The 19350-nt window shown below is 60.9% G+C and carries 17 protein-coding genes and 1 tRNA gene; 7 read left to right on the forward strand and 11 right to left on the reverse strand.

Annotated features, from left to right (window positions below):
• The 4 genes from LGT41_RS03630 (at position 1) to LGT41_RS03645 (ending at position 5429) form a co-directional block, all read left to right on the forward strand.
• Entirely contained in the window at positions 1–1197 is a 1197-nt protein-coding gene (locus LGT41_RS03630; RefSeq protein WP_274128670.1) for a glycosyltransferase, read from the forward strand.
• Positions 1198–1318: 121 nt separating this feature from the next.
• Positions 1319–2248, forward strand: a complete 930-nt coding sequence (locus LGT41_RS03635) for a glycosyltransferase family 2 protein (RefSeq protein ID WP_274128671.1) — start codon at positions 1319–1321, stop codon at positions 2246–2248.
• Positions 2245–3936 (forward strand): DUF5927 domain-containing protein, encoded by a 1692-nt coding sequence (locus tag LGT41_RS03640; protein ID WP_274128673.1) that lies wholly within the window; start codon positions 2245–2247, stop codon positions 3934–3936. The genes LGT41_RS03635 and LGT41_RS03640 overlap by 4 nt, the downstream gene beginning before the upstream one ends.
• Positions 3933–5429 (forward strand): hypothetical protein, encoded by a 1497-nt coding sequence (locus LGT41_RS03645; RefSeq protein ID WP_274128675.1) that lies wholly within the window; start codon positions 3933–3935, stop codon positions 5427–5429. The genes LGT41_RS03640 and LGT41_RS03645 overlap by 4 nt, the downstream gene beginning before the upstream one ends.
• On the opposite strand, the gene LGT41_RS03650 is transcribed toward LGT41_RS03645, so the two are convergent.
• The 7 genes from LGT41_RS03650 to LGT41_RS03680 form a co-directional block, all read right to left on the reverse strand.
• Positions 5390–5857: a PTS sugar transporter subunit IIA gene (locus LGT41_RS03650; protein ID WP_274128676.1), complete on the reverse strand. Its 468-nt coding sequence runs from the start codon at positions 5855–5857 to the stop codon at positions 5390–5392. The genes LGT41_RS03645 and LGT41_RS03650 overlap by 40 nt on opposite strands.
• Positions 5858–5888: 31 nt before the next feature.
• Positions 5889–6461, reverse strand: coding sequence for a ribosome hibernation-promoting factor, HPF/YfiA family (gene hpf, locus LGT41_RS03655; protein ID WP_274128677.1), 573 nt, complete (start codon positions 6459–6461; stop codon positions 5889–5891).
• 87 nt (positions 6462–6548) lie between these two features.
• On the reverse strand, positions 6549–7889 hold the full coding sequence (gene rpoN, locus LGT41_RS03660) for an RNA polymerase factor sigma-54 (RefSeq protein ID WP_274128678.1): 1341 nt from the start codon (positions 7887–7889) through the stop codon (positions 6549–6551).
• Positions 7890–7915: 26 nt separating this feature from the next.
• Positions 7916–8692 carry an LPS export ABC transporter ATP-binding protein gene (gene lptB, locus LGT41_RS03665; protein ID WP_274128679.1) on the reverse strand — a complete coding sequence of 259 codons (777 nt, stop codon included), beginning with the start codon at positions 8690–8692 and terminating at the stop codon, positions 7916–7918.
• A complete protein-coding gene (locus tag LGT41_RS03670; RefSeq protein WP_274128680.1) occupies positions 8692–9186 on the reverse strand; it encodes an LptA/OstA family protein in 495 nt (164 codons plus the stop codon). The genes lptB and LGT41_RS03670 overlap by 1 nt, the downstream gene beginning before the upstream one ends.
• On the reverse strand, positions 9183–9830 hold the full coding sequence (locus tag LGT41_RS03675) for a hypothetical protein (protein ID WP_274128681.1): 648 nt from the start codon (positions 9828–9830) through the stop codon (positions 9183–9185). The genes LGT41_RS03670 and LGT41_RS03675 overlap by 4 nt, the downstream gene beginning before the upstream one ends.
• 7 nt (positions 9831–9837) lie before the next feature.
• Complete coding sequence (locus LGT41_RS03680) at positions 9838–10449, reverse strand: ribonuclease D (RefSeq protein WP_274128682.1); 612 nt, start codon at positions 10447–10449, stop codon at positions 9838–9840.
• Positions 10450–10603: 154 nt separating this feature from the next.
• On the opposite strand from LGT41_RS03680, the gene LGT41_RS03685 reads away from it, so the two are divergent.
• Positions 10604–11515 (forward strand): TolB family protein, encoded by a 912-nt coding sequence (locus tag LGT41_RS03685; RefSeq protein ID WP_274128683.1) that lies wholly within the window; start codon positions 10604–10606, stop codon positions 11513–11515.
• Between the two features lie 2 nt (positions 11516–11517).
• On the opposite strand, the gene LGT41_RS03690 is transcribed toward LGT41_RS03685, so the two are convergent.
• From LGT41_RS03690 to LGT41_RS03700, 3 genes are all read right to left on the reverse strand, one after another.
• A complete protein-coding gene (locus LGT41_RS03690) occupies positions 11518–14760 on the reverse strand; it encodes an efflux RND transporter permease subunit (RefSeq protein WP_274128684.1) in 3243 nt (1080 codons plus the stop codon).
• Positions 14761–14771: 11 nt separating this feature from the next.
• On the reverse strand, positions 14772–16022 hold the full coding sequence (locus LGT41_RS03695) for an efflux RND transporter periplasmic adaptor subunit (RefSeq protein ID WP_274128685.1): 1251 nt from the start codon (positions 16020–16022) through the stop codon (positions 14772–14774).
• A 358-nt stretch (positions 16023–16380) separates the two neighbouring features.
• A tRNA-Leu gene (locus LGT41_RS03700) sits at positions 16381–16466 on the reverse strand.
• 157 nt (positions 16467–16623) lie between these two features.
• Here LGT41_RS03700 and LGT41_RS03705 point away from each other — a divergent pair.
• The gene (locus tag LGT41_RS03705) at positions 16624–17607 is read left to right on the forward strand and encodes a complex I NDUFA9 subunit family protein (protein ID WP_274128686.1); all 984 of its coding nucleotides are present in this window, start codon (positions 16624–16626) and stop codon (positions 17605–17607) included.
• A 4-nt stretch (positions 17608–17611) separates the two neighbouring features.
• Positions 17612–18505 (forward strand): c-type cytochrome domain-containing protein, encoded by an 894-nt coding sequence (locus LGT41_RS03710; protein WP_274128687.1) that lies wholly within the window; start codon positions 17612–17614, stop codon positions 18503–18505.
• Here LGT41_RS03710 and LGT41_RS03715 read toward each other — a convergent pair.
• On the reverse strand, positions 18502–19299 hold the full coding sequence (locus LGT41_RS03715) for an undecaprenyl-diphosphate phosphatase (RefSeq protein ID WP_274128688.1): 798 nt from the start codon (positions 19297–19299) through the stop codon (positions 18502–18504). The two genes, LGT41_RS03710 and LGT41_RS03715, sit on opposite strands and share 4 nt — an antisense overlap.
• Positions 19300–19350 lie beyond the last annotated feature (51 nt).

The following is a 19350-nucleotide window of genomic DNA, read 5'->3' on the forward strand; positions in this document are numbered from 1 at the left end:
ATGCGCGCCCGCCTGCTGGATATCAGCCGCAGCATGTCGCGCATCGGGCTTGGCCCGGCCACGGGGATAGACCGGGTCGAGCGCGCCTATATTCGTGCGTTTATGGACGCCGATGCGCCCGCCTGTTTTCTTGCGCGGCTGGCCGGTGGCTACGTGCTGCTTGACAAGGCGGGCATGGCGCGGCTGTGGCCGGTTTTGCAGGGCAAAGCACTGCCCGGCACGCCCGATATTGTGGCGCTTTTGTCGCGCAAGCTTGGCCCCGCACAGCGCCGCGCCCAGGCAGATATGCGGCGCGCCAGCTTTGCGCGTTGCCTGCGGCGCGGGCTTGCGCCGATGCTGGCGCGCCACATGCCAAGGGGTTTTGCCTATGTGAATGTGGGCCATAGCAACCGCAGCGCGCCCGTTTGGGCAGCCATGCGCAAGGCGGGCGCTGGCCCGCGCATTGCCATGCTGCACGATACCATCCCGCTGGACTGGCCCCAGTTCAGCCGTTCGGGCCTGCCCGAGCGTTTTGCACAAGATCTGCGTTTTACGGCGGATGGCGCGACAGGGATCATCTGCAATTCTGCCGATACTGCTGCGCGCGCAGCCCATTGGCTGGGCAGGTTCAGCCTGGAGGCGCCGCTGCATGTCGCGCCCCTCGGTTGTGATGCTCTGGCCAGCCCGCGCGGCGCGCCCATAACCACCACACCCGCCGAATTTGTTGTGCTTGGCACGATCGAGCCGCGCAAGAATCATGCGCTGCTGCTGGATGTCTGGGACAGGCTTGCCGCCAAACCCGATGCGCCGCAGCTTCATATTATCGGGCGGCGCGGCTGGTGCAATGACGCGCTATTTGCGCGGCTCGATGCGGCCATCAAGGCGGGCCAGCCGGTGTTTGAACATGGCGCGCTGGAGGATGCAGCACTTGCCACACGGCTGGCCCGCGCCCGCGCGCTGCTGTTTCCATCCTTTGCCGAAGGTTTTGGCTATCCGCTGGTGGAAGCCCTGCAAATGTCTGTGCCGGTGCTATGCTCTGACCTGCCGGTATTTCACGAACTGGCGGGCGCGCATGTCACCTATCTGCCCGCCGACAGCCCGCAAGCCTGGCTTGACGCGATAACCGCGGCAAGCCATACCCCTCCCAAGGCTCCGGCAAAGTTTGACTTTCCAGGCTGGGACAGCCATTTTTCTTTCATTGACGATTTACTTTCATAATTGGTTCTTAGAGTAGCCCGAGGATTATTTGCCCAGCCCCACCAGCATATGGCGCGCGTATCGGCAGCGACTGGTTCGCAAGGCGTGGCAATTGCGCGCCGCCTGGCACGGGCGGGCGCTGATGCGCAAACATCTGCGCGCCCCGCGCCGCCAGAACGGCGCGATCTATCTGTTCTGCGTGCTGCGAAACGAAGAACGGCGTCTGCCTTATTTCGTGGAATACTACCGCAACCTTGGCGTTGAACATTTCTTCTTTGTCGATAATGGCTCAACCGATGGCAGCGCCGCCTTTCTGGAAGCACAGGAAGATGCCTCTATCTGGTATACCGATGCCAGCTACCGCGCGGCGCATTTCGGGGTGGACTGGCTGAACCATCTGCTGACCCGCTTTGGCCATGACAATTGGTGCCTGACGGTCGATTGCGACGAGCTTTTGGTCTATCCGCATCACACAACGCGGGGCTTGCGCGCGCTGACCGAATGGCTCGACCAATCGCATCTGCGCGCCCTGCCCGCGATGCTGGTCGATATGTATCCCGAAGGCCCGCTTGGCCAGGCCAGCTACCAGGCTGGGCAAGACCCGCTGACCCTGCTCAACCGGTATGACCATGCCAATTACGTTTATCACCGCGACGGCCAGCACCGGCATTTGTGGATCCAGGGCGGCCCGCGCCTGCGGCTGAATTTTGCGCATCAGCCAAGGCTGGCACCCGCGCTCAACAAAATTCCGCTGGTGCGCTGGCGCTGGGGCTGTGTCTATATCTCCTCCACCCACCTGATGCTGCCGCGCGCGATGAATGTCACCTATGATGAACGCGGCGGTGAAATGATCAGCGGCGCGCTGCTGCACACCAAATTCCTGCCCGATATTCTGGAGCGCGCGGCCGAGGAAAGCGGCCGGCTGGAGCATTACGAAGGTGGCCGCGAATACGAGGCCTATGGCCAGACGCTTGCCGCCGATACCGTGCTGGCCACGCCGGAATCGCGCCAATACAAGGGCTGGGCGCAGCTGGAGGAAGACGGGTTGATCTCGTCGGGCGGCTGGGCATGAGCGTGGGGTTCTCCATTCTGGCGCATCGCGACCTGGTGCGCGTGGCCAAGCTTGCCGCCACCCTGGCCAAATCCGCCGGCCCGGTGGTGCTGCATGTGGATGCCGCCACCCCCCAGGTGGAATTCGACCGGCTGCGCGCCACGCTATCGGCGCATGAAAACATTCTGTTCAGCCCGCGCGTCCGTGCCGCCTGGGGCGAGTTTTCGTTGGTTGAAGCGCAAATCGCCGCCGTGCAAACCCTGCTGGCGCGCTACCCGGCGCTGGGCCATATCTGCCAGCTATCGGGCGATAGCCTGCCAACCCGCCCATTGGCCGAGTTTGTGGCATTTCTTGACGCGCATCCCGACACCGATTTCATTGAAAGCGTCACCGCCGGCGCCGCGCATTGGATCAAGGGCGGGCTGGAGCATGAACGCTTCACGCTCTACTTCCCCTTCAACTGGAAGAAACGCCGCCGCCTGTTTGATATGTCGGTCGCGCTGCAACGCCGCTTTGGTGTGAAGCGCAAGCTGCCCGAGGGGATGGTGGCGCATATCGGTGCGCAATGGTGGGTGCTGCGCAGCGCAACCCTGCGCGCCATTCTGAGCGACCCGCGCCGCGCGGAATATGATGCATTCTTCAAGCGCAGCTGGATCCCCGATGAATCTTATTTCCAGACACTTGCGCGCCAGCATTCGCAAAAGATCGAATCGCGCGCTTTGTGCTATGCGCGGTTTGACTATGAGGGCAAGCCGGTGGTTCTGTATGACGATCATCTGGCGGGCCTGCAAAACCTCGACAGTTACTTCGCGCGCAAGATCTGGGCCGGGGCCGATGCGCTTTATACCCATCTGCTTGACCAGACCCGTCCGGCACTGCCCCGCCAACCCGCCCAGCGCGAGGCGTTTTTGCGCCATGTGGCCACGGTCGAGCGCCGCCGCCTTGAAGGGCGGCGCGGGCTGATGATGCAGGCCCGCCATGTTGGACCGCGCGCGCGCTATACGCGTGACACGGCCGTGCCCTATCTGGTGCTTCAGGGGCTCGATTCGGTGTTTGAGGATTTGCAGCCCTGGATTCTGGACCAGACCGGCCAGCGCGCAATGGGCCGCATTTTCCACCCCAAAGGCGCATTGTTTGAAAACGACCAGCCGGTTGGCCCCGGCGGGCTGACCGCGCTTTCGGTGGTGCGCGACTATCGCCCGGCCGAATTTCTGCGCAATTTCGTCTGGGCGCAGCGCGATGGTTTGCCGATTTTCGCCCATGATCTGAGCGACAACAACAAGGTGGCCCGCATCATCGAGGCCGATCCGAATGCGCGGATCCTGCATGTCCGCTCGGCCTGGCTGCTTGATATGATGCGCCAGCCCAACCCCGACCCGGTGGCGCTGCGTGATCAGGCCGCCACCGCACTGGCGCGCGAAAAGCAGCATCTGGCAAATGTGTTGCGCGAAAGCAGCCCGGCGCGGGCGTTGATCTTGCCGCTTGGTCACGTGCTGGCCAACCCGATGAACATTCTTGGCCCTGTCGTTCAGCTTGTAACGCATCAGCCCGCGCCTCAGACCCTGCAACCACCCCCCATGCGGATGCCCGAAGGGCTTGGCCAGTTCATCACCCAACTCAAGAATGCCGGCGTCAACCTCACCTATTCCGATGACGGGCTGGATTTGCGCAGCGATGCCAAGCGCCAGCGGGCACGGTTGCTGGCATGAGCGTTCCCGCCCGCCCGTTTGACAGTTTTGTCATCTTTTCCGTTATGCGCAGCGGCTCGAACCTGCTGGAACGCTATCTGGCGCAATATGACGGGCTGGCCTGTCTGGGCGAGCTGTTCAACCCGGTGTTCATTGGCCGCAAGGGCCAAACCGTGCTGTTCGATGTCAGCTGCGATACGGCCCGGCACAACCCTGCGGCCCTGCTTGACGCCATTGCCGCCGCACAGCCCGATACCGTCAACGGGTTGCGCTATTTCCCCGAACATGTGCCCGAAGCCATGCAGGTGCTGCTGGAGGATCCGCGCTGCGCCAAGATCATCTTGACGCGCGATCCGCTCAGCGCCTTTGTCTCGCTTTCGATTGCGCAATTCAGCGATATCTGGCTGATCGGCTCGGAAAAAGACCGGCTGCCGCTATCGGTGCCCCTGAGCCTTGGGGCGTTCGAGGTGTATAAGGCGCAGCACGAACGCTACTTTGCGCAGATCGAAGCCGGGCTCGCAGCGACTGGTCAGGCGGCTCTGCGCATCGACTATACTGACCTTGGCGACATGACCAGGATCAACGACCTGGCAATGGCATTGGGGGCAAAGGCACCGCGCAAAACACTTCAGGCCTCAATCAAGCGCCAGAACCCTGCCCCGCTCCACGCCAAGATTTCCAACTATGCCGAGGTCTATGCGGCTTTGGGCCTGCCCGCGCCCGAAACCCTGCCAGAGGCCGAGCCGCTTTCGCAAAATGAAAGTCAGGTGAAATGGGTCTGGCCGCGGCACTATTATGTGTGCGATCACCGCCCGCTGGCCTTTGCCCCGCTGATCGAGAACACCAAACAGCCGCTGACCGCCTGGCTAAGCCTGGTGCCAAGCGAGCTGCGCACCGGGCTGAAGCTGGGCGATGTGCAGGACTGGGCGGCGCGCAACAAATCGGCGCATGTGATCAGCGTGCTGCACCATCCGCTCGACCGGCTCTATGCGGCCTTCATGAACAAGATTTTCAGCACCGCACCCGATGCGTTCCAGAAAATCCGCTCCATTCTGGAAACCCGCTACCAGATCTATCTGCCCCGCAATGCGCAGCAGATTGACCGTGAAACCTATACGGTTGAAGACCAGCGCACCGCCTTTCACCAGTTCTTGCTGTTTGTTGCGGCGAATCTGGCGGGTGAAACCGATATTCGGCAGGATTGCAGCTGGCAGACACAGGCGGCGCTGGCCGATATTTTTGCGCAGATCATGCCGATTACACATTTTCTGCGGGTCGAGCAGCTAGATCATGACATTCCAGAACTTGAACGCGCGCTCGATATTCCGCCCATCTGGGCGGGTTTGAAAACCTTTAGGCACAGGCCGTTTGCCTTTGATCTGGCCGAAATTTATACCGACCAGACAGAAGCCCTGGCCCGCGCCGCCTTTGGCGAAGACTATGCGCGATTCGGGTTTGAAAACTGGCGCCCCGGCTATGCGGCTTTTGATGTTTCGCTGCCAAGCAGCGCATAATACATCACCGATTCATCGGCATCATGGGCGCGCAGCTTGGCGCAAACCGCCGGATCGCGCAGCGCGCGCGATACCCGCGCCAATGCCTTGAGATGCGCCGCCCCGGCATTTTCGGGCGCCAGAAGCACAAAGACCAGATCGACCGGCTGGCGGTCGACCGCGTCAAAATCGATCGGCTTGGTCAGGCGCATGAAAAAGCCGCGCACAGCATCCAATCCGGGCAGGCGCGCATGGGGAATGGCCACGCCATGCCCCATCGCCGTTGGGCCAAGCAGTTCGCGGTCTTGCAGGGCCTGAAACACCTCATCGGCGTTCAAACCATAAAGATCGGCACAATGTTGGCCAAGATCTTGCAACAGTTTCTTCTTGCTCGTCGCCTTGTCGGTTGTCTTCACAGCCGAGGACGACAAAATTTCCTGTAATTCCACGAATCTGCCCTTGTTTGCCTTTGGCGGTCCTTTAGCGCGAATTGCGGGGGTCTATCCACCCTATATTTCCGTCTTCGCGCGTATGAACGACATTAACCCCCCCATGTTTTGAATTTCTGAACACCAGCATGGGTGCGCCTGAAAGCTCCATCGCCATCACAGCCTCGCCAACCGAAAGGGTTTGCACCGGCGTTTCCATCTCGGCCACGATCATCGGCTGAAGCGACTCCGGCTCGCTTTCATCGGCGTTTTCACCCGACAGGATGTAGGACGGGGCGCCGATGGTTTCAATCGGGTCCTGACGGTCGCGGTGGTGGTCTTTCAGGCGGCGCTTGTAGCGGCGAAGCTGTTTTTCAAGCCGGTCAGCCGCACTTTCAAAGGCGCCATAGACATCGGTGCCATGCGCCTTGGCCTGCGCCTTCATGCCGGTCGACAGGTGAATGGATGTATCGGCAACAAATTCGTGGCGGTCTTTGGAAAAGGTCACCTCCGCCTCGGTCGGACGTTCGGCATATTTGGCCACAACGTCCTGCAGACGTTCGTTTACATGGGTTGTCAGCGCGTCGCCAACATCCATTTGTTTTCCTTTGACCGTAATTCGCATGATGAATCCTTTCCATACCGTTCGCCCGTGTCGGGCTGTCAGGGCTGTCGCATCGCTTGTGGGCCTATGGGCATGGCTTGCCCGGCGTCAGTCACCCATCCGGTTTGTGGATGCATACTGCCGGCGGCGGTGAAGCGATGTCAAAATGCCCATAGACCCACGATATTTGGCCACGGTGCGCCGCGCAATATCAACACCGCCCGCGCGCAAATATTTTACCAGATCATCATCGGAAAGCGGATTTTTCTGGTCTTCCGCCTCGATCAGGCGTTTAATTCGCGCGCGGATCGCAACAGCCCCGAACCGCGCTTCGCCCGAGGTTGCATTCAGCCCGGCGGTAAAGAAATAGCGCAATTCAAATGTGCCAGCCCGGCAGGTGAGGTATTTTCCGCTGACCGCGCGGCTGACGGTTGATTCGCTCAGCTTTGTGGTCTCGGCGATTTCGCGCAAGGAAAGCGGGCGCATTTCCAGTGGTCCGTTTTCAAAGAAATGCGACTGGTGTTCGACAATCGCGCGCGCCACTTTCAGAATATTTGCGGCGCGCTGTGTGAGCGCGCGCAGCAGCCAGTCGGCCCGCTCGCTCCAATGCTGTGTGAAGGCGGCGCTGTCGCCATCGGCCCGGCCAAGCGCCGTGGCATAGGTGGTATTGATGCCAAGCCGCGGCAGCGTGTCTTGGTTCAACTCGCATTGCCACTGGCCAAATGAATCGCGCCGCACAATGATTTCGGGCACGATGATGGCGGCGGCATCCGCCTCGAATGCCGCGCCGGGGCGCGGGTCAAGCTTGCGCAAACTGTCCAGCAGGCTGTGCAGTGTCGGGCCGCTCAGCCCGCTGAGCTTGCACAAGGCTTCGTGCTTGTTGGCGGCCACAAGGTCGAGCCGGCGCAACACCGCCCTGGTGCCATTGCACAGCGCGCCGCGCTCGGCCAGTTGCAGGCTCAGGCATTCGGCCAGATCGCGCGCGCCAACACCGGCAGGCTCGCAGCTTTGCAACAGGGTCAGCGCAGCAGCAACCGCCGCCTGTGGCGCATCGTGGCGCGCGGCTATCTCGGCAAGCGGGGCGCGCAGATAGCCGTCTGGCTCCAGCTCCTGTGTCAGCAGCAGCGCCAGCGCGGCCTGGTCTTTTGGCACCTGCATCATGCCGATCTGCGCGGCCAGATGCGCGGCCAGCGTGGTGGCGCTGGCGGGGAAACTGTCCATATCCGGCGCGACGCTGCTGGCGCTGGTCTGGTTTGGGGCAAGGGGGGTGGGGCGGGGTGGGGGCAAATCATCTTCGGCCACAAGCAGCGGGTTCTTGTCCAGTTCCTCGCGCAGCAACTGGTGCAATGAGTGCTGGTTCATCTGCAACACGGCCAGCGCCTGGCGCAGTTGAGGTGTCATGCTCAACCGCTGCGTCTGGCGCAATTCCAGGGATGGTCCCAGTTTCATCCTGCCTCCCGCCCGGCGCAGGCCGCCTAGATTCTGAACTTGTCGCCCAGATAGACCCTTCGCACGTCCGGGTCCTGAACCACGTCTTCGGGCGTTCCACTCATCAACATCGTGCCATCATGCAGGATATATGCGCGATCAACAATGTCCAAGGTCTCCCTTACGTTGTGATCGGTTATCAAAACGCCAAGACCACGATCCTTCAAATGGCTTACCAAATTGCGAATTTCGCCCACCGCAATCGGGTCGACCCCGGCAAAAGGCTCATCCAGCAACACATATTTGGGGAAACTGGCCAGGCAACGCGCAATTTCAACGCGCCGCCGCTCGCCGCCCGAAAGCGCCACGGCCGGGGCGCGGCGCAGATGGGTTATTGAAAATTCGGCCATGAGTGATTCGAGTTCGCGCGCCCGCTGACCACGATCACGCGTCGAAATTTCCAGAATCGCGCGGATATTATCCTCCACCGACATGCCGCGAAAGATCGACGCTTCCTGCGGCAGATAGCCGATGCCGAGCTTGGCGCGGCGATACATGGGCAGGGAAGAGGCATCGATGCCGTCAATCTCGATCTCGCCCGCATCGGGGTTAACAAGGCCGGCAACCGAATAAAAACAGGTGGTCTTGCCAGCGCCATTGGGGCCGAGCAGCGCAACAACCTCGCCACGGTGAAGTTCAAGCGACACATCGCGCAATACCGGGCGGCGTTTGTAAGACTTGGCCAGATTGCGCACGATCAGCCCGCTCGGCCCTTGCGCGGCGGCAGGCGCATCTTTCTGCGCGACGGCGCTATCGGCTTGCATCAATTGCCCTCGGTGCGGAAAATGGTTTGCACGCGGCCTTCCACCAGCGCGGTGCCTGCCACAAGGTCGATGCGCAGCCGTTCGCCCGACAGCGCGCTTTGGCCCTGGGTCAGGATGACGCTGCCTTCCATCAGGATCTGGCCATCGACCAGCGAATAGACGGCAGAGTCACCTTCGGCGGTTTCAGCACCATTGCTCAGCAACACATTGCCGCTGGCGCGCAGCGCGGCGATCTTGCCCGCCTCGGCGGCATAAACCACCTCGACCCGCGCGGCGGTCAGGCGCAAATCGCCCACGGCGACCTGCACATTGCCCTCGAATATCGCCGATTCATCGGCCTGGTTCACGCGCAACGTGTCGGCAGACACCTCGACATCCTGCGCTTCGCCCGCCGGAAGGCCGGCAAAGGGCAGGCTTGCGCCCTGGGCCAGAAGCGGGCCGGCGGCCCCGAACAGCAATGCTATGGCGAATGGTATCGCGCGGCGAAATGTCATTCCAAGGCTCCCTCACTATCTGTGTTGACCTGTTGGTTCAGCTTTAGCCTAACCCCTTGGCCAAACCAAAGCACCCGGTTTTCTGCGGCGGTTTGCCGGATTTCGAAACTGCCCGCGGTAATTGCCCCCAGCGGGCCGCTGCCATCAAGCCCGGTGCCGCTGATATCGCCGCCGGTCAGCGCGGCTTGCATAGTCGCGGTGCGGCCACGATAGCCCTGCGAGGTGGTAATCGCGCCGCCATCGGGCATGACGATGCGGTTGTCGCTGACAAAAAACTCGGCCACCGTGGCCAGCAATGTCGCCTCTTGCCCATCGGCAAACTGGATTGCTCCGGATAGCTTGTCAAACAGCAGCACGTTCTCGCGGCTCGGGTCGGGGGCAAGGCGCAAGGTTGAAAAACTCAGATAGTCGCCATTGACCGTGGCCCCGGCAAAACGCGCGCGGCTCAGCACATCGGTTTCACCAAGTGCCTCGAAATCGGCATCGGTAAATACAAGCGCCTGATCGAGCCTGCGGCCATCGCCCAGCAGGAAAACGGTCGACAGAATGGCCAGCGCCAGCAGCGGCAGCAGCACCTTGATCCGCGCCACGAATTTCGAGTAGCGGGCGGTTTTCCTTTGGCGCTGGCGGTGGCGGTCGGGCATGACTGGCTCAATGCGCAAAAATGTCGATGTCGGGCCATCCTGCAAGGTCGAGCAGGGCGCGGTGCGGCAGATAGTCGAACGCGGCCTGTGCATGGCCCGTCCGGCCTTCGCGCGCCAGCATCAGATCGAGCGCGGCCTTGAGCTTGTGCAGATACAGCACATCCGACGCGGCATAGGCGAGCTGCGCCTCGCTCAGCTCTGGCGCGCCCCAATCCGAGGTTTGCTGAAGTTTCGAAATGTCGACGCCAAGCATTTCCTGTAGCAGGTTCTTCAGCCCGTGCCGGTCGGTAAAGGTGCGCACCAGCTTGGCGGCAATTTTTGTGCAGTAAACCGGCGCTGCCAGCACCTGAAAGCGCGCATACATCGCGGCAATGTCGAACCGGCCGAAATGGAACAGTTTCAGCACATCCGGATTGGCCAATATCGCGCAAAGATTGGGGGCTTCGGTTTGATCGGGCGCGATCTGCACCAGATGCGCATGACCGTCGCCGCCGGAAAGCTGCACAAGGCACAGCCGGTCACGCCCGGCCACAAGGCCCATTGTTTCACAATCGATGGCGACAATCGCGCCCAGGTCCAGATCAGCGGGCAAGTCGCCCTTATACAGATAATTCGCCATACAACCCCCGGTTCAGCCTTTCATATAGGCGCGGATTTAACAAAACACCACTGGATATGCCGCCACTGCGCTGGAAATGGCGCAGATTTTGCTGCGCAGATTGCGCCGCTTCGGTTAGGCTGCGACCAAGCCCCGCCACAAGCGATGAGACCCTATGCCAAGCCAACGCCCCGGCCCCGATGCCCGCCGCCTTTTGCCCCGCCAGATCAGCCAGTTGGTTGTGGCGGGGCGCGGGGGAACAGCCCCCGAAATCATCTATGAATCCGACCAGTTGATCGAGGCACCGAACTGGAGCCCCGATGGCGCCTGGCTTGTCTACAACGCCGACGGGCGGCTGTTTGCGATTTCGCCCGATGGCCAGCAGGGGCCAAACCGGATCAACACCGCTCCGGTTGAAAACCTGAACAATGACCATGTGATCGCGCCCGATGGCAAACACATCTATCTCAGCGCGAATGACGGGCATTTGTATGTGGTGCCGTTTGAGGGCGGCCAGCCTGCGCGCATTTCGCATGATGTCGATCCCGCACGGCGCTACCGCTATTACCTGCACGGCATTTCGCCCGATGGGGCAACGCTCGCCTATGTCGCGCTGGAACAGCGCGATGATGGCAGCACGATGACCCGCATCGCGACCCTGCCCGCCGAAGGTGGTGCGGAAACCTATCTGAGTGATGGTGCCTGCCCGGTTGACGGGCCGGAATTCTCGCCCGACGGGCAATGGATATACTTCAACTCGGAAGCCGCCGCCACGCGCCCCGGCCATGCGCAGATATTTCGGATGCGGGTTGATGGCAGCGGGGGTGAGCAGCTCACCCATGACGACCGCGTGAACTGGTTTCCACACCTTTCGCCCGACGGGCAGGCGCTGGCCTATATCAGCTTTCCACCGGGCACCAAGGGGCACCCGGCAGATTGCGATGTGATCATCCGCATCATGCCCGCAAGCGGCGGGCCCGCGCGCAATATCGACCGGTTCAATGGCGGGCAGGGCACGATCAACGTTGCCTCCTGGGCGCCGGACGGGCAGCGTTTTGCCTATATACGCTACCCGATCATACCCTGACCCTATTCGGCCTGAATGAACTCGCCATCAATCGGCAACGGCTCGTTCTTCGGCTTTTTCGGCGCATCATCACCCTGGTCGGGTTTTTTCGCGCGGCGCAGCCAGCCCCAGGCACGAATGAACCGCCCCTTGAACACCGATGGCGCTGTGACCATCACCGGCACCATAACCAGTGTGAGCAGGGTGGAAAACAGCAGCCCCGCCACCAGCGCCGAAGCCAGATGGATGAAGAAAATCCCGGCCAGACCGCCCATGACGATTTCGCGGCGGATAAAGTCAAACTCGATATTGATCGCCATCGGGATAACGCCCAGTGCCGTTACAATCGCGGTCAGCAGAACCGGGCGGATACGCTGGGCCGTCGTGATCAGCATGGCCTTGATCGGCTCGACCCCGTCATCGCGGTTATAGTGGTTATAGGTATCAATCAGCACGATACCGTTTTTCACCACAATGCCCGTCAGCGCCACAATGCCAAGCCCGGTCATGATGGCCGAGAATGACATGCCGGTAACGAGCATCCCGAGCAGCACGCCGGAAATGGACATCACCACCGTCGAGAGCGTGACGAAAACCTGATAAAAGCTGTTATACTCCAGCAGAAGTATGAAGAAGATCAGGAACATCGCACCGGCGAAGGCCTGCGCGATAAAGGCGTTGGTTTCCTCGGTCTGCTCGGCAGCACCGCCATAGACGATCTTTACATTCTCCGGCCAGTCCTGTGCGGCTTCCCAAACCTTGATCAGGGCAATCTGCTCGGCTGCGGCCATATCCGGTGGCAGATTTGCGGCCACATTCATGGAATAGAGACCGTTCTGCCGGGTAATGCTGCCGGTTGCCGGCTCGACGCGGCGCTCAAGGAAGTTGGACACAGGCACCAGCCCGTTCACCGTGGAAATGCGGATATTGTCCAGCGCATCGAGGCTGCGCTCATCCGGTGGAAGGCGCACCACGATGTCAAGCTCGTCAATGGAATCATCGGGCAGGTAGTTGCCAATGGTCACACCCGTGGTGACAAGCTGGATATAGGGGCCAAGGTCGCGCAGCCCGATGCCGAATTTGCTAGCCTCGGCACGGTCAAAGGTCAGCCGCCAGTCAATGCCGGGGGCGGGGCGGCCATCTTCAATATCCAGCGCGCCGGGAATTTCGGTTTCGATATAGGCACGAAGTGCGGCAACCGCCGGGGCAAGATCGTCATAATTGGTCGATTCAACGCGCAGATTGATGTCTTTGCCGGCGGGCGGGCCGCCTTCCTCGGCGGCAATCTGAATTTCGAGCCCGGAAATATCGGCCGTGCGCGCACGAATTTCGGCAAAGATCTCTTCTGCCGTATAGCGCGACTGCCAGGGCTGCAACTGCAATTGCAGCGTGCCGATCGTGTCGGGCGGGGTTGCACCCGCGCCAAGCGAGGGGCCGTTATTGCCGGCGAATGTCAGAATGACATCCTGAATGCCGGGCACTTGCAGCACTTCATCCTGCACTTCGATCAGGAAATCACGAATTTCGTTGGGCGCGTAATTGCCGCGCGTGATCACCGAAACCGTGCCATATTCCGGCTCCATCTTCGGAAAGGCTTCAATCCCGGTGGGATTGGCGGCAAAATACATGAAAATGCCAATGACAATGGCAAAGCCGGCGGTAAGGGTCAGGCCCGGCGCATGTAAAAGCCTTGCCATGATGCGCACATAAACCCCGGTAAGCCCCGTTACTTTCTTCGGGTCGAACTTGTCGGGATACATGACGATATCGGCTTTTTCCTTTTCTTTCTCCGACATCTCGTTCTTGGCGATCATCGCGCCGATCACCGGCATGAAAATCAGCGCCGAAACCAGCGAGGCGACCATGACGATGATCACCACGATCGGCAGATAAGACATGAATTTGCCAATGATCCCCGGCCAGAACAGCAGCGGCACAAAGGCACCAAGCGTGGTGGCCGTGGCCGAAACCACCGGCACGAACATCTTGCGCGCCGCCAGAATGAAGGCACGCTTGCGCGACACCCCTTCGGACAGTTTGCGTTCGGCATATTCGACCACGACGATCGGGTCATCCACCAGCACACCCACGGCGATGACAAGCCCGAACATCACCATCATGTTGATCGTATAACCCATCCAGTTCAGCACCAGAAAGGCGATCATGAAGGAAATGGGAATCGACATGCCGATCATGATGGCCGGGCGCACACCCAGCGTGGCGATACACATGATCAGCACCAGCACCACCGCCGTCATAACCGCAGCTTCAAGCGAGCGATACAGGTTCTTGGTGCTGATGGATTGGTCGAGCAGGAAGCTATGGCCAATTTCCGCGGGCCAGTCCGCGGTTGCAACGGCAACAGCGGCGCGAATTTCGTCCGACACTTCCATGATATTGGTGCCGAGCTTCTTGACGACACCCAGCGTAATGGCCGGCGAGCCGTTCACATAGGCATATTCGGTTGCATCCTTGAAGGTGCGGGTCACGGTGGCGACATCGCCAAACACCACAACCCTGTCACCCACGGTAAGCAAGGGCAGGTTATACACTTCTTCGGCGGTGGAAATCAGCCCCGGAATTTCAATGTTGAACGACCCAAGGCCGTTATCGAGCGTGCCACCGGCAACCATTGTGTTGTTGCGCGCCAGCGCGTCAAAGATCTGGCCTGCCGTCAGCCCGTAAGCCTCGAGCCGCAACTGGTCGATCTGGACTTCCAGCACCTCTTCGCGCGCCCCGGAAAGCGACACGGATTGCACATTCGGCAGGCCTTCCAGAACGTCGCGCAGCGCGCGCGCCTCGCGCACAAGCGTGCGTTCCGGCACATCGCCATAGATCGAAACCGACAGCACCGGTTGGTCATCGAAGGAAATTTCGCTAACGCTCGGCTCTTCGGCATCGGCGGGAAGCTCATTGCTCACCCCATCCATTTTTGCGCGGATATCCGACAGCGCCTGGTCTTTATCTGCGTTGACGTTGAACTCCAGAAAGATCGAGGCATGGCCGGTGGTGGCCGTGGTGGTAATGTTTTCAAGCCCGTCCAGCCCTGTCAGCCGGTCTTCAATCGGCTTGGCGAGCAGGCGTTCGGCATCCGAAGGTGAAATGCCGCTCTGGCTGACCGAGATGTAAAAGAACGGAATGTCGATCGAGGGGAAGCTTTCCTTGGGCAAGGATTGATACGAGGTGAACCCCCCCAGAAGCAGGATGAGCATGAGCGTGACGACCACGCGCGGCATCCGCAGAATACGCTCGATAAAGTCGATCATCAGGCTGCCCTTTAATTGCTGTCGATGCTGGCCGTCACGGCCTGCCCTTCAATCACATATTCCTGCCCGACCGTGATCAGCTCGACCGAAACCGGAAGCCCGGCAACCCATGCGCCATCACGCCCGTCCTGCAAAATCTGCGTCGGGTAGAACACAACCTTGCCATCGACCACGCCACGAATGCCCAGCACGCCTTCGCTGCTCAGCGTCAGAATGGATTGCGGCACCAGATGGGCGGGCACGCTGCCCAGCTCGACCGTGGCTTCGGCGGTCAGCCCGTCACGAATGGCGCTGTCAGGATTGCCAAACTCGATTTCGATTTCAAAGGTCCGTGTCAGCGGGTCGGCGCTGGCCGAAACGTAACGCACTTCGCCGGTGGCGCGCTGGTCGTTGATGGTGCGGATCTCTGCGCTCAGCCCGGTGCGCGCAAGGTCGATATGCGCCTGCGGCACCGAGCCGACGAACAGCATCGGGTTGAGCTGGATGATCTTGGCGCAGCTTTGCCCCATATTCAGCAGATCGCCCTGTTTGGCAATCGGGCGCTGGATGATGCCGGAAACGGTGGCACGCACTTCGGTGTTTTCAAGCTCCACCTCGGCATTGCTCAGCGCGACCTGCGCCGCTTCAAGGTTGGCTTCAGCCGAACGCAAGGCCGCCGATTGCGCCTCGGCGCTGTTTTCCGAAACAAGGCCGCGTTCGCGCAAGGCGGCGTTGATGTTGAAATCGTTCCGGGCCTGCTGCAAGCCCGCTTCGGCCTGGGCAACCGCGGCCTGTGCCTGGTTTACGCGCGCCTTGCGCGTGCCGCTGTCAAGCGAGCAGATCAAATCGCCCTCGGACACCTGATCGCCTGCCGAAACATGCACTTCGCGCACAATATCGCTGGTGCGCACGGCCGCATCGACAATGCCATTGGCTTCGGTATGGCCGCGCAGTTGCACCCGCAAAGGCATCAGGCTCTGGGTGTAGATACGCGTGCGCACCGAACGGGCCGGCCCGTCAACATTGCTGGTCAGCGCATTGCGCTCGGCAATGCTCAAAGCGGGGTCATCGGCACCTTCAAGCGGATGCGGCTCAAGCCCCACGCCGCTGGCGGAAACCGCAGCCGTGAGCAGGCCGCCATCCTCGCCCTCAAGCGCGCTGACAACGGTAACATCGCCCATTTCGGGGCCAAGCCCGCCGCGCACCAAAGTGCCGGTCAGCAGCCAGCCGCCAAGAATGAGAATGAGCAGGACAGCAATCCCGTATGATTTCAAAGCGCGCATAGCAAAATACCATTTTTTCTGAGTCGAGCGTGCATATAGGGCTAATGCGCGCAAAGCGCAACGAGGCGGGTTGTGATATCTTTACGTCATGGCATTGAATCTGGATCAGTTTTTAGGGACTGCGCCGCAGCAAAGCAGGCCGAATTCGGGGCGGTTTGTGCTGGCAGGCCAATATTGCCGCCCTGCCCGGAACATTTTGCGAAGTAAAATCTGCAAAATGTCTGCCAGCGGCGGGTGTGATCGCGATGAATACATCGACATTCCGCAGGCCGTGAAGGCGCTCCAGACAAGGCGATTTTGTGAGCCGCTCGACACAGATCAATCTCTAAGGAATTTGTCAGATTTTCAGAGAGTAATTTGGTGCCCAGGAGAGGACTCGAACCTCCACGCCCGTGAGGACACTAGCACCTGAAGCTAGCGCGTCTACCATTCCGCCACCTGGGCAGGTGTCGATGGGGGGGATTTAATTGGCCTTCCGGGGCAAGTCAACGGCTATAAACCCGAGAATCCGAAAAATCCGCGCGCGGGCTGTTTGAATTCAACATTGTCCATTCTTGCCGGCGGTTGTATGCAGGCAATACAAGGAAATACGGAGTCTGAAATGTCTGGCAGCACACCATTGGTTACAATCTTCGGCGGCTCTGGCTTTCTGGGGCGGTATATTGCGCGCCGCATGGCCAAGGCGGGCTGGCGTGTGCGTGTGGCCGTGCGCCGCCCGAACGAGGCGCTTTTCGTGCGTCCCTATGGCACGCCCGGCCAGGTCGAGCCGGTTTTGGCCAATATCCGTGACGATGCTTCGGTTGCAGCCGCGCTGCGCGGGGCCGATGCTGTTGTCAATTGCGTGGGCATTCTGGCCGAAACCAGCCGCCAGCGGTTTGAATCCGTTCATGCCGAGGGTGCGGGGCGCATTGCAACGCTTGCCGCCAAGGCCGGTATTTCCAACTTCATCCATGTCTCGGCCCTTGGGGCCGATGCAGAAAGCGACAGCGAGAATGCCCGCAGCAAGGCCGAGGGCGAGGCGCTTGTTCTGGCCGCGCAGCCCGGCGCGACCATTTTGCGCCCCTCGGTGATGTTCGGCAAGGATGATACCTTCTTCAACCGCTTTGCCACATTGTCGCGCTTTATGCCGGTGATGTTCCTGCCGGGGCTGAACACACGTTTTCAGCCGGTTTTTGTGGATGACGTGGCCGCTGCCGCCGAAACCGCGCTGCTGCACGGCCATGCCGGTGTGTTCGAGCTTGGTGGCCCCGATGTTGAAACCCTGCGCGCAACGCTTGGCCGGATGCTGCGCATTACCCGCCGCCGCCGCCTGCTGTTGACCATGCCGTTCTGGCTTGGCCGTGTCATGGGCGGGATGATCGAGTTTGCGCATTGGATGAGTCTTGGCATTGTCCCCAAGCTTCTGACCCGCGACCAGGTGCGCCAGTTGCGCAACGACAATGTTGTTGCGCCCGACGCGCTTGGCTTTGCCGACCTCGGGATAACCCCCACGCCGATGGGGCCGATCCTGCCGGATTATCTGTGGCGCTATCGGGCCGACGGGCAGTTCGAGGCAATAACCGAATCGGCCCGCAATCTGCGCTAGCCGCATGTGGCGCATTGCAGCCGCGCTGAGCTTTCTGTTCACCGCAGCCCAGGCGCAAACGCCCGACTGGGCGCAGATTGGCACTATTTTCACCAATCGCTGCATCATTTGCCATTCGGGCGATGCTGCACCGCTTGGCCTGCAACTTGACAGTTATGAGAACGCTTTGGCCGGGGGCTGGATGGGCGCGGTTCTGCTGGCGGGCAACCCCGATGATAGCCGCCTGATCGGGCGGCTTTCTGGCACTATTCTGCCGCGAATGCCCCTGAACGGTCCGCCCTATCTGACGGATGCGGAAATTTCGCTTGTTGTGGCCTGGATAGAGGCCGGAATGCCGCGTGGTGACGCGGATCCTGTCAGCGCGCCCGCCGCGCGCCCCCGGCCCGCCCCCGGTGCGCCGATTGTTTTTGCCGATGTTGCGCCGATCTTTTTGCAACGCTGTGCAAAGTGCCATTCCCGCAACTCTATCTTTGGTGTCGCGCCCGAAGGGCTTTTGCTGGAAAGTTATGAAACCGTTCTTGCCGGTGGCGAACGTCTGGCCGTGCTGCCGGGCAACCCCGAAATGTCCGAGATCTGGCGGCGCCTTGTGGGGCTTGGCCAGCCGCGTATGCCGTTTGACGGGCCGCCCTGGCTTGATGCGGCTGACATTGCGCTGGTTTATGACTGGATTGCGCAGGGCGCCGCGGATGATTCCGGCATCCGGGCCAGCATTCCCTTCGGGCGCACCGTTCGGTTGCGCGGGCGCATGACCGGGCGCGCTGAAATTGATGGCGCAGCGTTCCGGATTGGCCCGACGACCCGCATTGATGACTGGCCGGACATGGGTGTTGAAGCGGAAATGCGCGGCGCGGTCATGCCCGATGGCAGCGTGCGCGCCACGCGATTGCGCAGCCGTTAGCGCGCCGCAATGATCAGCAGGACAATTCCCAACAGGATGCGGTAAATCACATATGGCGTGAAACTGACCCGCGCCAGCAAGGTCATCATCACGCGCAGGGCCAGAAGCGCCGCGAGAAAGGCGATGAATGCCGCGATGGCGGCATCGCCCGCCAGCGACCAATCGCCTTCTTTCACCACATCGACCGCCAGCAGGCTGCCCGAGGCAAGGATGGTCGGAATCGACATGAGCATGGCCAGACGCGCGGCGCTGATCCGCTCGAACCCCAGAAAACGCGCAGCGGTAATGGTCGCGCCCGAGCGTGATACGCCGGGAACAAGCGCCACAGCCTGCCATAGCCCCATGATCAGCGCATCGCGCCAGGTCCAGCTTGTGCGGGTTTGCGGGGCGCGTTTGTCGGCCCAATAGAGGATGATGCCGAATATGATCATCGTGCTGCCCATCAGCCAGAGCAGATCGAGCTTTTCAGCGAGGCCGGAAAGTTTGAGCGCAAGACCGACAATGATGGCCGGTATCGTGGCCAGGCTAAGCAGCAGGAACAGTTGCGCACCTTCGGTTCTGAGGCGGCCGCGCAGAACATCGGCTATCCCCCGCAAGGTCAGCAGGACATCGCGCCAGAAATACAGGCAGACAGCGGCCATTGTGCCAATATGCACCGCCACATCCAGCACCAGGGCATTGGCTTCGGTGCCCGTGGCAAGGTGAAACAGCTTCAGATGCGCCGAGGATGAGACCGGCAAAAACTCGGTCAGACCCTGCAACAGGGCCAAAAACAGCAGGGACAGGTATGACATTGGGAGGGGTGTAACCTTGCAAAAAGAGTCGCGGTGGCGAATCATAGCTTG

Source organism: Abyssibius alkaniclasticus (assembly GCF_020447305.1).
In the GTDB taxonomy this organism is placed as follows: domain Bacteria; phylum Pseudomonadota; class Alphaproteobacteria; order Rhodobacterales; family Rhodobacteraceae; genus Abyssibius; species Abyssibius alkaniclasticus.